Below are 16,971 nucleotides of genomic sequence, written 5' to 3'. Positions count from 1 at the left end.
GGCCTGACCCGTCTGTGAGCGACGAGACACCGGGTGGGCACTGGATCGATTCCGGCTCACAGTCCCGGCTGGTCGGCTGTGCGGTGCCGGTCACCCAGGCGGGTGACCGGCACCGTCCACTGCGGATCAGCGCGACCGGTAGGTGGCCACTCCGTTGACGATGACGAGATCGATGTGGATCTCCGGCTGGACCTGCCCGGTGAACGGCGCCAGCCGCACCGGCTGGGGCGTGCCGGGGAGGTGGATGACCAGGTTCGCGCCCAACCGGGTCGCGATGAGCCGCCCGGTGAGGTCACGGGCGTTGCCCGCCCTGGTGTTCTCCGGCGCGTCCTTGAGCGACCAGTTCAGGTTCTCCACCAGCGCCCCGTATAGGTGGTTCTTGCGCATGGGGTGCGTCACGGTGAAGTCCGCGACGTGCTGCGGGATGCCGCCCGCCGTGGTCACCACGTCTTGGCGCAGGGTCGCCGGTGGGATGCCGGTGGCCTGGCTGATGGCCGCGTACAGGCCACCGATCGCCGGTGGTGGGGCGGTCGGGAGGAGGTCGGTGGCGGTGTACCTCAGGTGCTTGAGGGCCTCGCCGACGTGCTCGGGGGCCACCGGCGGGTGGTTGGGGGCGGGCTCGATGCCGACGTTCGGCTGGGCGGCTGTGCTCGGCGGCAGCGGGTTGGTGCGGGTGCTGGTGAGGACGGGGCTGGGCGTGTCGGTGTGGGTCGGGGCGGGGACGCTCGGCGGTGCGGTGTGGGGGTTGCCGTTCGTGGTCGACGGGGCCGGTTTTGGCGGCGTGACCACCATCTCCGGCGTGACCACGATCTCCGGCGTGACCACGATCTCCGGGGTGCCGTCGGTGGGCGGGGTGCCGTTGGTCGGTGGCGTGCCGTTGGTGGGCGGGGTGCCGTTGGTGGGCGCGGGCGCGGGGGTGTTGTAGGTGTCGATCTGTTGGTCCACCGCGATCTTGGCGTCCCACCACTCCTGCTGACGGGCGTCCGCCTCGCGCCGCTTGGCGTCCAGTTCCACCTCGGCGGCGGTGATGCGGGCGTCCTGGGCGTCGCGGGCGCCGACCAGGCCGTCGTACTGCTTCTGCACGTCGGTGCGGGCCGTCTGGGCATCGCGGACGATCTTCTGCTGGTCGCGGAGGTTGTCCTTGGCCGTCTTGAGGTCCTTGCCCGCGTCCGTCAGGTTGTCGCGCGCCTTGGCCTGGGCCTCCTTCACGCCGTTCAGGTCTTCCAGGGCCTTCGCGGCGGCGTCCTCGGCCTTCTCGTGGTTCTTGACGTTCGTCTCGTGCTGCGTCCGCGCTTTGCCCAGCTCGACGGCCAGGCCGTCGACCTCGGACTTGATGCCGTCCCGGACCGTGACGGCGTCGTTGATCTCGGCTTGCAGGCCTTGCGCCACGGCCGGGTCCACCGGTGGCGCGCCCTCGGCGGGCGGGGGCGCCGATTGGTGGGCGGCCAGGTTCTGCTCGGCGAGCTGGACGGCCTTGTCCGCCTCGGTCAGGCGGGCGTCGGCGTCGGACAGCCGGCCTTCCAGGTCGGCGACGACGTCGGCGCTCTCCGTCACGTCGTCGGCCCGGTCGCCGACCACGTCGTCGGCGATCTGCGCCGCGATCTCCAGCTCCGCGACCTGGCCGGTCAGGTTCTTGTAGGTCTCCTGTGCCTTGCCGACGCCCTCGGTGGCGGTCTCGATGCCCGTCTCCAGGCCGGGGACCTTGCCGGATTCGACGACGTCGGCCTCGATGGCGTTGTTCAACGTGATCTGGGCGCCGGTCAGCGCGTTGTCGGTCTTGGCGAGTTCGGCCGCCACCTCGTTGATGGTGTCCTGCGCGTCGTTGCGGGCCTTGTCGACCGCGATCTCCGCGTCCCGCCACGCCTTCGCCGTGGTCTTCACGCCGTTCTGCGCGTCGCTGAGCGCGGCGTCGAACTCGCGGCCGAGCACGGCCTCCGCCTCGGGCGCGGGCATCCGCACCGCGGCCGAGCCGGGCACCGCCAGGTCGATCACGCCGGTCTTGCCGCCGATGGTGGCGACCACCCGGTACTCGACGTCGAACTCGACCAGCCCGGACCGGCCCTGTGGCTTGAGGTTGTTGACCTTGTTGTCGGTCGCGCCACCGGAGACGGCCTGTGAGTCCTCGGCCGCGTGCCGGACCTCGACGCCGCCGGTGCTGAAGTTGATCGTGTCCTTGGGGTCTCCGTGCTGCTTCACGCCCGCACTGCCGGTCGCGAAGCCCACCGACACGTCGGCGTTCTCGCTGACCTTCGCCTCACCGCTGGTCGTGCTCACGGTGGACTTGGGGTTCTCCAGGTTGACGCCGTCGCTCAGGCCACCCAACCGGGGGTTGACCAGCTTGGCGTACACCTTCACGTCCGCGTCCTGGCCGAACGTGAGCGCCGCCTCGTGCAGTCCGGGCACGTCCAGCGGCCCGTCCAGCATGCCCGGCAGGCTCGGCTGGAGGTTCTCCGAGCTCAACGTGGACAGCAGGGTGTTCAGCGGCGCGGTGCCCTTGCCGGTGATGCCCTGGTTCGCGCCCGCCTCGGTCAGCGCGCGCACCGCCGCGTCCCGCAGGTCCTTCACGCCGCGCAGGTTCTCCACCGACGCGGACGCGGGCAGCGCGGACGGGGTGTTCGCCTGCTGCCACGCCAGGGCGGCGGTGGGCGTGCCGAGTTCGGGGCCCCGCTTGATCGCCGCGGCCATGTACGGCTGGTTCGGCGTGGTGCCGCCCGCGACCTTCTGGTTGTCCGCGTGCAGCCGGATGCCCATCTCCTGCGGGCCGCTGGTGGCGGTCGAGATGACCTCGGTGCCCTTCTCCACCACCAGTTCGAACTCGACCGGCACGGTGTACTTCACCGCCGGGCCGCCGCCCGCCCGCAGGTGGCCGAACTGCCGCGTGGTCGAGTCGGTGATCGAACTGCTCTGCGCGTGGTTGAAGCCCGCGGACGCGATCACGCCGGCCGTGCCCGAGACGTTCGGGTTGGCGCTGCCCGGCTGGGCCAGGCCCGGCGCCTTCACACCGACGCCCCAGCCCTTGCCGCGACCCTGGCCGTCGGTGATCTTCTGCGCGGCGGCGATGGTGTGTTCCATGTCGACACCGTCGTTGACGACCCGGTCGAACTTGGGGTCGCCGGTGGTCTTCGCGCGCAGCGTGACCTGGAACGAGTCCTTGCCGAACGTGCCCGGCTGGTGCACCAGCAGCGGGACGCCGCCGTCCAAGGCGCTGTCGATCATCGCCTTGACGCTGGTCGGCGAGCTGAAGTCGACCAGCCGCTGGAGGTTGTTCATCGAGTCCTTGAGGACCGAGTCCGGCACCAGCGGGTCGCCGAAGCGCTTGGACGTCTTCTGGTTCACGTCCGCGACCAGGTCGTTCACCACGCCGGACAGGTCCGGCACATTGTCCACAGTGGACAGGCCGAGCGCGCCGGGCTCGCCGTTCGCCAGCGTCTTCGGCGGCGCCATCTGCGGGAACGCGGGCGGCGGCACCTTCGGCGACACGGTCGGCAGCACGCCGAGCTCACGTGCCACGTCCTCGCTGACCCGCACGAACACCGACTTGGGCAGGTTCACCGTCGCGCCCTCGGCGCGCGGGGTGCCGCCGTGGAGCACGTTGCCCGCCCGGCTCTCGCCGACGATCGTCACGTCCGCGTCCAACTGGACGAGCACGGTCCGCGCGGCGGGCGGCGTCACGAAGTTGCGGTCGACGCTGCCGCTGATCTCCCGCGCCTCGGACTTCGAGTCCGCCCACGGCGTGTACTTGGCGGTCACGGCCGCGCCGCCGGACCCGCTCGGCGGGGTCGGCTCGCCCGCCGGCGGCGGGGTGGCGTTCGGCTTGACCGGCACGTTGATGCCGCCGGTGACGTCCACCGACCGGCTCACCGACTTGCTCTCGCCCGCCTTGTAGCCGCCGGTGACCGCGTTCTCGGTGCCGGTGTCGTTGGAGATCGAGATCAGCTTGGCGTTGCCGAGCTTCATCGACATGCCGACCGAGCCGGTGCGGTCGGTGATCCGCCGGTCGTAGCGGAGGCTCTGCTCCTGCATGCCGGTCTCGACCAGCTTGCGCAGGTTGGCCTTGATGTTCTCGGGGCTGAACATCCGGTCGATCTGGTTGCGCGCCTCCGTGCCCGGCACGGTCAGCGCCGAGTCGCCCTTCGCCGCCCGGTTGAGCGCGTCGATCGCCTCGTCGCGCAACGTCGTGGTGTTCGCCACCGCCTCGACGTGCAGGAACTCCGGCGACTTCTCCTCCGGCCGGGTGGTGAGCAGGTCCTTCACCGTGGGCGCTTCGGTCAGCCTGGTGACCACCGGGTCGCCTGGTTTGAAGCCCGCCGGGTCGGACTTCATCACCGAGCTGTCCGACACCCACACGTTCACCTTGCCGCTGATCTGCGGCAGGATCTGCGGGTTGTCGCGGGCGGTCGGGTCGAGCGACGCGCCGACCGTGCGGGCGACGACCTGCTGCTGAGGCGCCTGCTGCCCGGGCATGCCGGGGGTGACGCGCTGCACCCACGACCTCGGCCGGGTGAACGTGGTGATCTCGACCTCGAACTCGACGTCGTTGGCGAACACCTGGGCGTTCGGGCTGCCCACGTTCAACCCGGTGCTGTTCACCGTGGGGCCGGCGGTGTTCTTCACCGTCGACGACTGGTTGTACTTCACGCCGAACTGCGGCGTCGGCGTCACGGTCGCGATGCCGGTCTTGTTCGGGATGAGGACCTTGCCCTCGATGCCGCCGCTCCAGCCCTTGGTGGTGGCGGTGGCGCTGTCCAGCTTGGGGCCGCTGGACGACGAGCCGCGCACGTTGCGCGCGTCCGCCTGACCGAGGTGGGTGGAGTTGGTGAGCTTCGCCTTGACCGTGATGTTGACGTAGGTGTTGCTGGTGGCGTCGGAGTTCTTCAGCTGGATCTGGACACCCGGACCCATCAGGCTGTCCACGTTGGACTTCAGCGCGGTCGGCGAGAGCTGGTTGAGCTTGCGCTGGTTGGCCAGCTGCTGCGCCACGTCGGCGAAGCTCTGGCCCTTGCCGCTGCGCGGGTCGGCGTTCGGGTCGTTCCAGCTCGGCAGGAACTTCTCGAAGCCCTTGACGTTCTTCAGCGCCGCTTCGACCTGCGGCTGCACCCGACTGGCCGGTTCGAAGTCGCCGATCTTCGCGTTGCCCGCGGCGATCGCGGCGTCCAGGTACGGAGGTGCCCAACGGGGCTCCGCGGTCGGCTTGGCGATGCCCGCCTGGGTGCCCTCGGGCGTCGGCAGGTTCAGCGCCGCCGCCTCCGGCAGGCCCAACCGCACGTAGGTGGTCACAGGCACGGTGACGTTCGCGCCGCTGGCGGTGCGCACCTCGACGTCCGCGGTCACCTTGTAGAGGCCGGTCTCGCCCTTGAGCTGGATGCCGGTGCGGTTGGTGGTGTTCGTGCCCGCGTTCGAGCTGTCCGCGGTGCGCGCGGAGTAGCCGAGCGTGGCGCCGACCTGGCCGGTGACCGCGCCGGGCACGCCCACGTTGCCGCCGAACCCACCGGTGGCGTCGAACCCGGTCTTGGTGGTCGCGGTGACCCCGGTGCTCGACGACGTGGCCTCGTGCAGACGGAGCTGCGCGGCGTCGTGCACGCCGACCAGTTCGGCGGTGCGCAGGTTCGCGTGCATCTGGACCGCGGCGCCCTTGCTCGCGTGCGGGCTGATCAGGTCGGGTGAGGTCACCCAGCCGGTGAGCATCGCGCCCATGTTGTCCCTGATCGTGGTCGGGCTCAGGAACGTCTGGAGCGCGGTGCGGCCGGGCGAGCCGATCTTGGTGATGGACGGGTGCAGCTTGGCCGCCACGTCGGTGAACGCCTGGTTCGGGTTGACCACCGTGACGGCCTCGGGCACCGGGTGCTCGATCCGCGCGCCCCAGTCCGCGCTCGGGGCTGTGGGGTTGTCCGCGATGGTCGGGTTGGAGTCCGCGATCGTGGACAGGTCGTTCGGGATCTGCAGGGTGACGTCCACCGGGCCGGTGTGGTCGGAGTCCACGGTGATCGGCGGCTGCGCGTTGCCCTGGGCGTCGGTCAGCGTGATCTGGAAGCTCACCGGGACGTTGGCCTGGGTGGAGAACTCGCCGGAGCGGATGATCCGCTGGTCCACTGTGGACGTCGAGCTGGTGTTGGCGGTGGCCGGGGTGGCGAGCTGAGCCTTGCCGCCGAGCGAACCGTACGGGCCGATCGCCGTGCCGGCCGTGGCCGCGGCGCCGATGTCGTTGGCGGTGGCCAGGGTGTTGGTGGTGGACGTGCTCGCGCCGCTCTGCGCGGCCATGTCCACCTTGGTGTTGGTGGACGGCGTGCTCACCGCCGCGGCGGGGTCGGCCGGCGGCAGCATCGTGGCCTGGATGTTGGCCTCGAACCAGTCCTTGCCGATCTTGACCTGGAAGTTGCGGCCGTGGCCGAGGAACGACTCGAAGTCGCTGGTCAGAGCGGTTTCGATCTTGGTCGCGTCGTCGGTTTTGAGGCCGTTGACGGCACCGGTGACCTTGGGCGCGCCCTGGACGTCCACCGGGGCGATGGTGCCCAGGGCCTGGTTGTTCTGGAAGAAGTCCGGGAGGTTCTTGGTGGCCAGCACCGGGCCGGGGTTGGGCGGGGTGATCGTGGCCAGCGGGACGACCGGGTTCGGGGTGGTGCGGCGGAACGGGTTGCGCAGCGGCGCGTTCGGCGGCTGCACGTCGGCGTCCGAGCTGGTCGGGGTGGTCGAGGTGTCCGTGGCGGCCGGGTTGGTGGTGTCCGGTGCGGGCGGCGGGTTGAACGACTCCAGGGCGTGCATCCGGTTTTCGACCAGCCACAGGTTGCGCGGCTTGACGCCCGCGCCGGGCTCGTCGAAACCGTCGGCCATGGGACCGTTGTCATCGACGACGCGGCCCTTGCCGTCCTTGTGCTGGAAGATCGGCTTGACGTCGCTCTTCTCGAAGGATTCGTCGTGCAGGCCGAGGAAGTGGCCGATTTCGTGGCCGAGGACGGCGGGGTCGGAGTCGACGGGCCAGTTCAGCTGGTTGGCGCGGCCCTTGGGGGCGCTGACGGCGACGGTGGCGTGCGCGTCGGCGGGGTCGGTGGAGAATTCGACGGTGACGTGGAACTGCTCGCCGCCGGGCAGCCGGTTGCCGTTGTTGTAGAAGGTCTCGACGCCCTGCTTGGTGCGCCTCTGGAGGTCGGCGACCTGGTCGGGGGTCGCGTTGGCGTTTCCGTTGGGGTCGATGAAGACCTTGACGGTGAAGTCGCGTACGGGGATGCCGTTGACGTCCATGACGCGTGTGTCGTACGCGATCGGCCCGCGCCACGCCTTCATGTCGATGCCGTCGGGACCCACGGTGGTGGTGTTCAGGACACCGCCGTCCTCGCCGCGGACGGTGCTGGTTACGGGGGCGTTCGCCCGTGCGTCCTCGATGCTCTGGTTCGACGCGGCGTTCGGCTGCGCGTCGAACCAGGGCGCGCTGGAGTCCGGGCTGTGTCGCCAGTCGGGGTTGTCCAGGACCGGGTGCGGACCCTGCGGTTCGGGCGAGGTGATGACGGTGTCGGTGACCTTCACGCCTACGGGCGCGGCCGGCGGTGTCCAGCCGTCGGGGCGCTCGAGGTCGTGGTTCACGTGCACGTCGGTGGTGGGGCCGTTGGTGTCGCGGATGGCCGCGTCGATGCCCTTGGCCGCCAGCGCGTCCGCGACGACCTGCGCGTTGGGGCCGGAGACCTCGACCACGGCGTGCTGGTAGCCGTTCCGGTCGCGCATCGCGTTGGACTCGGCGATGTCGGCGGCCAGCGAGTCGAGGTCGGCGGTCTGCGTGCCGTCGAGTTGCGCTCCGGCTGGGACGTCGAAGGACCGTTCCGGGGACGGCGTCTGGTACGGACGTGCGGATGCCGGTGCGGCGGTCGGCGCGGTCGGTGCCTGCGGTGCGGTCGGTGCCGGCGGCGCGTTGGTGTCGGTGGCCGATCGGGTGGTGGACGGCGTGGGTGCGGAGGGCGGTACCGCCGGCGTGGTGGTGTTGGGCGGCGCGGGTGGGGTGGTGGGCGGGTTGAGGAGACCGTCCAGGTCGGCCTCGGCCAGCTGGAGCCGGGTTTGGGCGTTGGCGATCGCCGGGTGCAGTGGTGCGCTGGACGAGGTGGGCAGGTGGCCGTACTTGCTGTTCGCCTGTTCCAGCGCGGTTGTCGCGGCGTCCAGTTCGGCGGTCGCCGCGACGATGTCCGGGCGCGTGTTCAGGTCTGCGGCGGGAGTCGCGGGGGTGGTGACGGCGGGGGGCTGGGTGCCGTTCGTCGTGATCGGCGGGTTGGCCGGTGTCACGGTTTCCGGGGTGGACTTCGGAGTCGGCGGCAGGTCGGTGGACTTCTGGCCGGCCGGCGGGGTGTCGGTGGGTGCGGTGTTGGTGGGTGGGGTGTCGGTGGGCGGGGTGCCCGGGTCGGGCGAGGTGATCGTGTTGTCGGGCAGCGGCGTCGGCACGACCGGTGTGGTGCCGGGTGGGGTGACGGTGATGGTCGGTGTGGTGCCGGGCGGTGGGGGAGGGGGTGTCGGGCCGCGGTTGAAGTCGGCGACCCGCTGGTCGACCACGATGCGGGCGTTCCACCAGTCGAGTTGGCGCGCGTCGGCCTCGGTGCGACGGTTGTCCAGTTCCACCTCGGCCGCGGTGATTTCCGCTTCCAGGTCGGCGATGGTGTTCTCGACCTGCTGCTGCTCCTGCCGCGCGATCTCGCGCGCGTCCGCCGCGAGCTGAGCGGCGTCACGGCCGGTGCCCAGGTGGCCCTCGGCGGTCTGCAGGTTGCCCTGCGCGGTGTTCAGGTGGCCGTTGGCCTTGCCGAGTTCGATCCGCGCTTTGTCCGCGGCGAGCCCGGTCTTGTCGACCTTGAGCTGTGCGGCGGTCTGCTCCTCGATCGCCTTCGTGTTCGCGGTCTGCGCCTTGTCGGCGACGCCGACCGCCGTCTCGACCTCGGTTTCACGGGCGTCACGCGCGGCACGGGCGGTGTCGACCTTGCCGACGAGGTCCTTGGCCACCGGGTCGGCGGCGATCGGTGGTGCGTCTTCGGGGCGGTTGTCGAGGTGTGCGTCGAGGTTGGCCTGGGCGACGTCCAACGCCGCCTGCGCGGCGTCCAGCCTGCCCTGCGCCGCCTCCACCTCCGCGTTCGCGCCTGCCAGGTCACCCCCGGTGGAACGCACGTCGATGTCGGCGTCACCCAGCGCGGTCCGCGCGTCCTGGAGGTCCGAATCGAGGCCGGCGATCTGCTTGCCCAGGTCCTTGACCGCGGTGGTCGCGTTGTCCCGCGCGGTCTGCGCGTCCCGGACGGCCTGTTCCAGGTTGGGCACGCGGCCGGCCTCGGTCAGGTCTGCGCCGATCGCGGTGTTGTGCTGCGTCTGCGCGCGGGTGAGGTCGGCCTGGAGCCGGGCGACCTCGGCGGCGACGCGGTTGATCACGGCCTGGGCGTCGTGCCGCGCGCCGTCCACCGCCAGTTCCGCGTCACGCCACGCCTTGGCGGTGTCCTTGACCGTGGTCTGCGCGTCGCTCAGCTCCGCGTCGAAGTCGCGGCCCAGCACCGTCTCGGCTTCCGGTGACGGCATCCGCACCGACGCCGAGCCGGGGATGTCCAGGTCCACCACGCTGGTCTTGCCGCCGACCGTGGCCACGACGCGGTACTCGACGTCGAAGTCGACCAGGCCGGTGCGGCCCTGCGGCTTGAGGTTGTTGACCTTGTTGTTGGTCGCGCCGCCGGACACCGCTTCGGCGTCCTCGGACGCGTGCCGGGTCTCGATGCCGCCGGTGGAGAACCCGGCGGTGTCCTTGGGGTCGGTGTTCGGTTTGACCGACGCGCTGCCGGTCGCCCAGCCCACCGACACGTCACCGGTCTCGCTGTGCTTGGCCTCGGACGAGGTCGTGGTGACCGACGACTTCGGGTTCTCCAGGTTCACGCCGTCGCTCAGGCCGCCAAGGCGGGGGTTGACCAGCTTGGCGTAGACCTTCACGTCGGCGTGCTGGCCGAACGTGAGCGCCGCCTCGTGCAGCCCCGGCACCTCCAGGGGGCCGTTGAGCATCCCGGGCAGGCTGGGCTGGAGGTTCTCCGAGCTGAGCGTGGACAGCAGGGTGTTGAGCGGGCCGGTGCCCTTGCCGGTGATGCCCTTGTTCGCGCCCGCGTCGGCCAGTGCCTGGATCGCCGCGGCACGCAGGTCCGCCGCGCCGCGCAGGTTCTCCACCGACGCCTTGGGCGGCAGCGTCGCCGGGTTGCCGTTCTGCTGCCAGGCCGTCGCGGCGGCCGGCGTGCCCTGCGCGGCGGGCGGCGTGGTCGTGGTCGAGACGTAGCCGGGCGGCGGCGTGGCGGCGGGGGTGAACACCTTCTGGTTGTCCCCGTGCAGCCGTACCCCGACGTCCTGCGGCTGGCCGGTGGCCCTGGCGACGACCTGGTCGCCCTTCTCCACCACCAGTTCGAACTCGATCGGCACGGTGTACTTCGCCGCCGGGCCGCCGCCCGCGCGCAGGTGGCCGAACTGCTCGGTGGTCGCCTTGGTCTCGGTGCTGCTGTGCTGCTGGCCGACGTTCGCCGAGGCGATCACGCCCACGCCGCCGGACACGTTCTTGTTCGCGCTGCCGGGCTGGGCGAGGCCGGGTGACTTGAGGCCGACGCCCCAGCCGGTGGACCGCCCCTGACCGTCGGTCACCTTCTGGGCGCCGGCGATGGTGTGTTCCATGTCGACGCCGTCGTTGACGACCCCGTCGAAGGTCGGCGTGTTGGTGATCCGGGCCTTGAGCGTGACCTGGTAGGTGTCCTTGCCGAACGTGCCCGGCTGGTGCAGCAGCAATGGCACGCCGCCGTCCAACGTGCTGTCGATCATCGCCTTGACGCTGGTGGGCGAGGTGAAGTCGACCAGCCGCTGGAAGTTGTTCATCGAGTCCTTGAGCACCGAGTCCGGCACCAGGTCGCTCTTGAACGGACCGCCGGTCTGCCGGTTGAGGTCGGTGATCAGCCCGGAGACCATGCCGGTCAGGTCCGGCGCGGTGTCCAGCGTGCTCAGGCCCAGCGAGCTGGGCTGGTCCGGGGTCAGTGTCGCGGGCGGCGTCATCGCGCCGAACGGGGGTGGCGTCGTCTTCGGCTTCACGTCGGGCAGCACGCCCAACTCGCGCGCCACGTCCTCGCTGACCCGCACGAACACCCCGCCGGGCAGGGTGACCGTGGCGCCCTCCACGCGCGGGGTGCCTCCGTAGACGGCGTTGCCCGACCGGGTCTCGCCGACCACGGTGACGTCCGCGTCGAGCTGGATCAGCACGGTCCGCGCGGCGGGCGGGGTGACGACGTTGCGGTCCACGCTGCCGCTGATCTCGTTCGCGCTGGTCTTCGACGACGAGTACGGCGTGACCTTGCCGGTCACGGCCACACCGCTGGACCCGCTCGCCGGGGTCGGCTCGCCCGCGGGCGGCGGCGTCGTGTTCGGCTTGATGGGCAGGTTGAGGCCGGCGGTGAGGTCGATGGTGTGGCTGCTGGACTTCGCGTCGCCGGCTTTGTAACCGCCGGTGGTCGCGTTCTCGGTGCCGGTGTTGTCGGAGATCGACACCAGTTTCGGGTTGCCCAGTTCGATCGCCATGCCGATGGCGCCGGTGCGGTCGGTGACCCGGCGGCCGTACTTCAGGCCGTTCTCCTGCATGCCGGTCTCGGTCAGCTTGCGCAGGTTGGCCTTGATGCTCTCCGGGCTGAACAGCTTGTCGATCTGGTTGCGCGCCTCCGTGCCGGGCACGGTCAGCGACGAGTCGCCCTTGGCCGCCGCGTCGAGCGCCGCGATGGCCTGGTCGCGCACCGTTTCGGTGTTGACCACCGCCTCGACGTGCAGGAAGTCCGGCGCGGGCGGGCGGGGTGTGGGCGGGTTGAGCAGGTTCTTGATCGTCGGCGGGTTGTCCAGCCTGGTTGACGTCGGCGGGCCGGGTCGGAAGCCGGACGGGTCGTTGTCCATCGAGGAGCTGTCCGACACCCACAGGTGCACCGGGCCGGAGATCTGGTCCAGGTTGGCCACGCCGGGCGGGTTGGGGCCGCCGGTCTTGGCGACCAGCTTGGGGTCGGGCACCTGGAGGAACGGCGAGCCGGGTGTCACCCGCTTGACCCACGCCCGGTTGCGGCTGAACGTGGTGATCTCGACGTCGAATTCCAGGTCTTGGGAGAACACCTGGGCGTTCGGGCTGCCGACGTTGAGCCCGGTGCTGGTGACGGTCGGGCCGCCGGTGTTCTTCGTGCCCCACCCGTGGGTGTACTTCGCGCCGAGCTGCGGCGTCGGGGTGAGCGAGGCGTCGCCGGTCTTGGCGGGGAACGTCGCCTTGCCCTCGACGCCGATGTTGACCGACTTCTGCGTGGCGGTGGTGCTGTCCAGCTTCGGCGCGGTGTTGGCCGAGCCGCGCACGTTGCGCGCGTCGACCTGGCCGAGGTGTTGGTTGTTGGCGGGCCTGGCGCGGACGGTGATGTTGACGTACTCGTTGGTGCTCAGGCCGCGCTTCTTGAGCTGCACCTGGACACCGGGGCCCAGCAGACTGTCCATTTTGGTCTTCAGCGCGGTCGGCGACAGTTCCGCGTCGAGCTTGCGCTGGTTGGCCATGGCCTCCGCGACGTCGGCCAGGCTCTGGCCCTTGCGGGGGTTCACGTCCGGGTCGTTCCAGCCGGGTAGGAATTTGGCAAAGCCGGGCAGGTCCTTCAACGTGGCCTGGACCTGCGACTGCACCTGCGTGCCGGGGCCGAACTCGCCGACCTTGACGTTGCCCGCCGCCAGGTCCGCCGCCAGGTAGGGCGGGAGGAACTTGGTGTTCGCCGTGCCGGGCTTGGTCAGCCCGGCGTCGGTGCCCGGCGGCACCGGCAGGTTCAGCGCGGCGGCCTCGGGCAGGCCCACGCGCATGTAGGTGGTGACCGGCACGACGACGTCCGCGCCGTTGGGTGTGCTGATGTGGACGTTCGCGGTCACCTTGTACAGGCCGGTGTCGCCCTTGAGCTGGATGCCGGTGCGGGTGCTGGAGCTGGTGCCCGCCGCGGACGTCTCCGCGGTCCGGGCCGAGTAGCCGCCGGTGATGCCCGCCGTGCCGCCGATCACACCCGGCAGGCCCACGCCGCCGCCCACACCGGCCGAGGCGTCGAAGCCCGTCTTGGTGGTGGAAGTGACGGAGCTGCCGGTGGCCTGGGACTCGTGCAGCCGCAGCTGGGCGGCGTCGGTCGTGCCGATCAGTTCGGCGGTCAGCAGGGAGGCCTTCATCTGCACGGCGTTGGCCTTGCTGCCGTGCGGGCTGATCAGGTCCGGCGAGGTGACCCAGCCGCCCAGCATCGCGCCCATGTTGTCGCGGACGGTGGTGGCGTTGAGGAAGTCCTGCAACGCGGTGCGGCCGGGCGCGCCGATCTTGGTGATCGACGGGTGCAGCTTCGCGGCGACGTCCGTGAACGCCTGGTTGGTGTCGAAGTCGGTGACCGCCTCGGGCAACGCGTGCTCCAGCTTGGTCCCCCATCCGGGCGGCAGTGCCGCGGCGGGTTGGGCGTTGCCGGAGTTGGCGATCGTCTCCAGGTCGTTGGGTACCGCGAGGGTGACGCCGCCGTTGACCGCCTGCGGAGGGCGCACGGTGCCGTTCGCGGCGGTCAGCGTGACCCGGTAGGAGACCGGGACGTCGACGTTCGTGGAGCTCTCGCCGCCGCGGATGACCCGCTGGTCCACCGTGCCCGAGGAGGTGTTCAGCGTGGTGGCGGGGGTGGCGAGCTGCGCCTTGCCGGCCAGCGACCCGTACGGTCCGACGCCGGCGGTCGCCGCTGCCCCGAAACCGATGTCGTTGGCGGTGGTGAGGTTGGTGGCGGTGCCCGTGGCGGTGCCGGACTGGGCGGCCATGTCCACCTTGGTGGTGGTGGACGGCGTGCTGGTGACCGCGGCGCCGTTCGCCGGGGGGATCATCGTGGCCTGGACGTTGGCCTCGAACCAGTCCTTGCCGATCTTGACCTGGAAGTTGCGGCCCTGGCCGAGGAACGACTCGAAATTGTTCTCCAGCGCGCTCTCGATGACCTTGGCGTCGGCCGGCGTGATCCCGGTCATGACACCGGTGACCTGCCCCGCGCCCCGCACGTCCGTGGGCGCGATCGTGCCCAACGCCTTGCCGTCCTGGAAGAAGTCCGGCAGGTTCCGCGACCCGAGCACCGGGTTCGGTGCGGGGTTGGGTGCGGGGTTGGGCGCAGGGTTCGGCACGGGATTGGCCGTCGGATTAGCCGCCGGGTTGACCCCCGTCGGGTTGGCGAGGTTCACCATCGGGATCGGCGCGGAGATCGTCGGCGGCTGCGGGGTGGGGGCGGACCGGAACGGGTTGCGCAGCGGCGCGTTCGGCAGCTGGACGTAGGTGTCGGCGTCGCGTGCGGTGTTCTCGGCCCGGGGCGGCTGGACGGTGGGGCTCGTGCTCTGCGTGTTCGCCGCGGGCACCGGTGGTGCGGTGCTCACCGGAGGCGCTGCCGGCGTGACCGGGCCGACGGGCGGCGAGTTGACCGGCGTCGACGTGACGGCCGGACTCGACGGCGGAGCGGCCGATGGGGTAGCTGGCGGAGCGGGTTTGGTCTGGGGAGCGGGGGCGTTGTCGACGGGTGGGCCGGCGACCGGGGGCGTGCCGACGGGCCGTGTGCTGGTGGGTGGTGTGGAGGGCGTCGGGGGAGCGCTGGGAGGCACTTGGCCTGCGGGTGGTGCGGTTTTGACGGTGCCGTCGCCGGCTGGGGGCTTGGGCGCGTCGAAGACGCCGGCGGGCGTGCCGGGCTGGGTGAACTTGGTGTTGCGGTCGCCGCCCGTTGTCGGGCTCGGCGTGCCGGCGGCCGGCGGTGTGGCTGCGGGAGGTGCCGCCGCTGGGGGGACGGTGGAGGGCGCCGCCGTCGGTGAGGTGGCTGCCGGTGTCGTCGCCGGAGATGGCGCTGTCGCAGGCGGGGTGGCTGCGGGTGGCGTTGCCGCAGATGGGCTGGCTGCGGGTGGGCCGGCTGCCGGTGGGGTGCTGATCACCGGTGGCGTCTTGGCCGCAGGCGGTGGGGTGGCGGACGGTGGCTGGGCCGTCGTCGGCGTGCCTGCCGGAGTGGTGGTCGGCGGCGGGGTGCCCGCCGGGGAAGCGGTCGGTGGGGTGGTGCCTGCCGGAGGGGTGGTCGGCGGAGGGGTGGTCGGGGTCGGCTTGGGAGCCGGGGGCGGGGTCGAGGACGACGTCGGCGGAGCCTTGGTGATGTTGCCGTCGCCCGTCGGGGGCTTGGGCGCGTCGAAGACGCCCTTGCCCGGCCCGCCGGTGAACTTGCTCGAACGGTCCGTCCCACCGGCGCCTGGCGCGGCCGGAGCACCTGCCGGTCCGGCCATGGGCGGCACGCCGGCGGCTGGAGCGCCTACCGGTGGCATGGCTCCGGGCGTCGTCGGCTTCGTGGTCGTCGTCGGTGAAGTCGTCGAGGGCGGGGTCGCCGAAGGTGGCGTGGCCGAGGGTGGGGTCGTTGAAGGTGGCGTGGCCGAAGGAGGAGTGGCGCCGCTTGGAGCGCTCGGGATGCTCGGGGCACCGACGGTCGGTTTCGGGGCCGGTGGCGGGGTTGAGGTGGACGAAGGCGGAGCCTTGGTGATGTTGCCGTCCGCCGTGGGGGGCTTGGGCGCGTCGAAGACGCCCTTGCCCGGCCCGCCGGTGAACTTGCTCGAACGGTCCGACCCACCCCCGGCGCCCGGAGCACCCGGTGCACCGGGAGCCATCGGGCTGCCGCCCGCCATCGGGGGCGGCGTGGCACCCGCGCCACCGGACAGCGCACCCGAGATGGAACGGGACGACGCCGTGCTCCCGCCCGGAGGCGTGGAGACACCGGTCACCGGGCCCGCACCCGGCGGGGTGCCGCCCTTGACCGACGAACCGCTGCCGCTCGGAGCGCCAGGCACCCCAGCACCAGGCACCCCACCGCCGGGCACACCGCCGCCGCGCGCGCCACCAGGGGAGCCGGGAACACCCGTGACCGGGCTGGCCGAAGGCCCACCGGTACCGCGTGACCCACCCGGAGTGCTGGTCCCGGGAGCACCGGGGAGACCGGTGATCGGCGCGATCGACGGACCGCCAGGCCCCTTGGAACCACCAGGCGCACTAGGCCCGGTAGCACCGGGCACGTTCTTGATCGGGCTGACCGAGGGCCCACCCGTACCAGAAGTGCCGCCCGGCCTGTTGGAGCCGCCGGCACCGGGGACACCCGTGATCGGCGCGACCGAAGGCCCACCGGAACCACGCGTGCCACCGGACGTGTTGGGTCCGGTACCACCCGGAATGTTGCCGACCGGCGTGACGGAAGGCCCACCCGGCCCCTTCGACCCACCAGGCGTGTTGGGCCCGGTACCCCCTGGAAGGTTCTTGACCGGCGCGACCGAAGGCCCGCCAGGACTCTTGGGCCCACCGGACGGATTGGCCCCGGTACCCCCGGGAGTGTTCTTGATCGGCGCGACCGAAGGCCCGCCGGGACCCTTGGGCCCACCGGACGGATTCGGCCCGGTACCCCCGGCGATGTTGTTGACCGGAGCGACGGAAGGCCCACCGGGCCCCTTGGACCCGATCGGACCGCTGCCGGGCGACCCGGGCGGCCGCTGGGCGTTGGAGTTCGGGTCGATCTTCTGGAACTGGTCACGGCTGAACTGGTCGTTCTGCACGTGCGTCTGAACCGTGGCCTTCAGCCCCGACTGCACGTTGCCCATCGCGGTGGAGGCGTTGTTCGCCTGTTTCACGGACTCGTCGTTGGAGTTGTTCAACGCCGGCACGGCGGCGATCCCGATGGGACCCAACGCGTTGGGCGCCAGCTTCAACCCCTGCAGCCCGGACGAGATCGCCGCCAGCCGGGACTGGAAGTCGCCCGCCTTGCTCTGCAACCCCTGCATGGACGACTCGTTCATGCCGAACCCGGAGTTGCCCGTCGGCCCACCCGGTGACGGTGGCGGCGGCGACGCGGAGGGCGGTGGTGGTGAAGACGGGTTGCCTGTGGGAGTCGGGTTTGCGTCTGAGCCACCACCGCGTGCCATGTCTGGTTTCTCCGGACC

At 71.4% G+C, this 16,971-nt stretch carries 2 protein-coding genes; one reads left to right on the top strand and one right to left on the bottom strand.

Annotated features, from left to right (window positions below; translation table 11 throughout):
• Nucleotides 1-126 precede the first annotated feature (126 nt).
• Nucleotides 127-14,397, bottom strand: a complete 14,271-nt coding sequence (locus ALI22I_RS35925; RefSeq protein WP_077009970.1) for a hypothetical protein — start codon at nucleotides 14,395-14,397, stop codon at nucleotides 127-129.
• A 1,975-nt stretch (nucleotides 14,398-16,372) separates the two neighbouring features.
• On the opposite strand from ALI22I_RS35925, the gene ALI22I_RS51470 reads away from it, so the two are divergent.
• Nucleotides 16,373-16,597 (top strand): hypothetical protein, encoded by a 225-nt coding sequence (locus tag ALI22I_RS51470; RefSeq protein ID WP_179118472.1) that lies wholly within the window; start codon nucleotides 16,373-16,375, stop codon nucleotides 16,595-16,597.
• The last annotated feature ends 374 nt before the right edge of the window (nucleotides 16,598-16,971 follow it).

It is taken from the genome of Saccharothrix sp. ALI-22-I, assembly GCF_001984175.1.
GTDB lineage: Bacteria > Actinomycetota > Actinomycetes > Mycobacteriales > Pseudonocardiaceae > Actinosynnema.
Note: the sequence above shows the minus strand (reverse complement) of the source record. Positions and strands in the feature narration are given on the sequence as shown.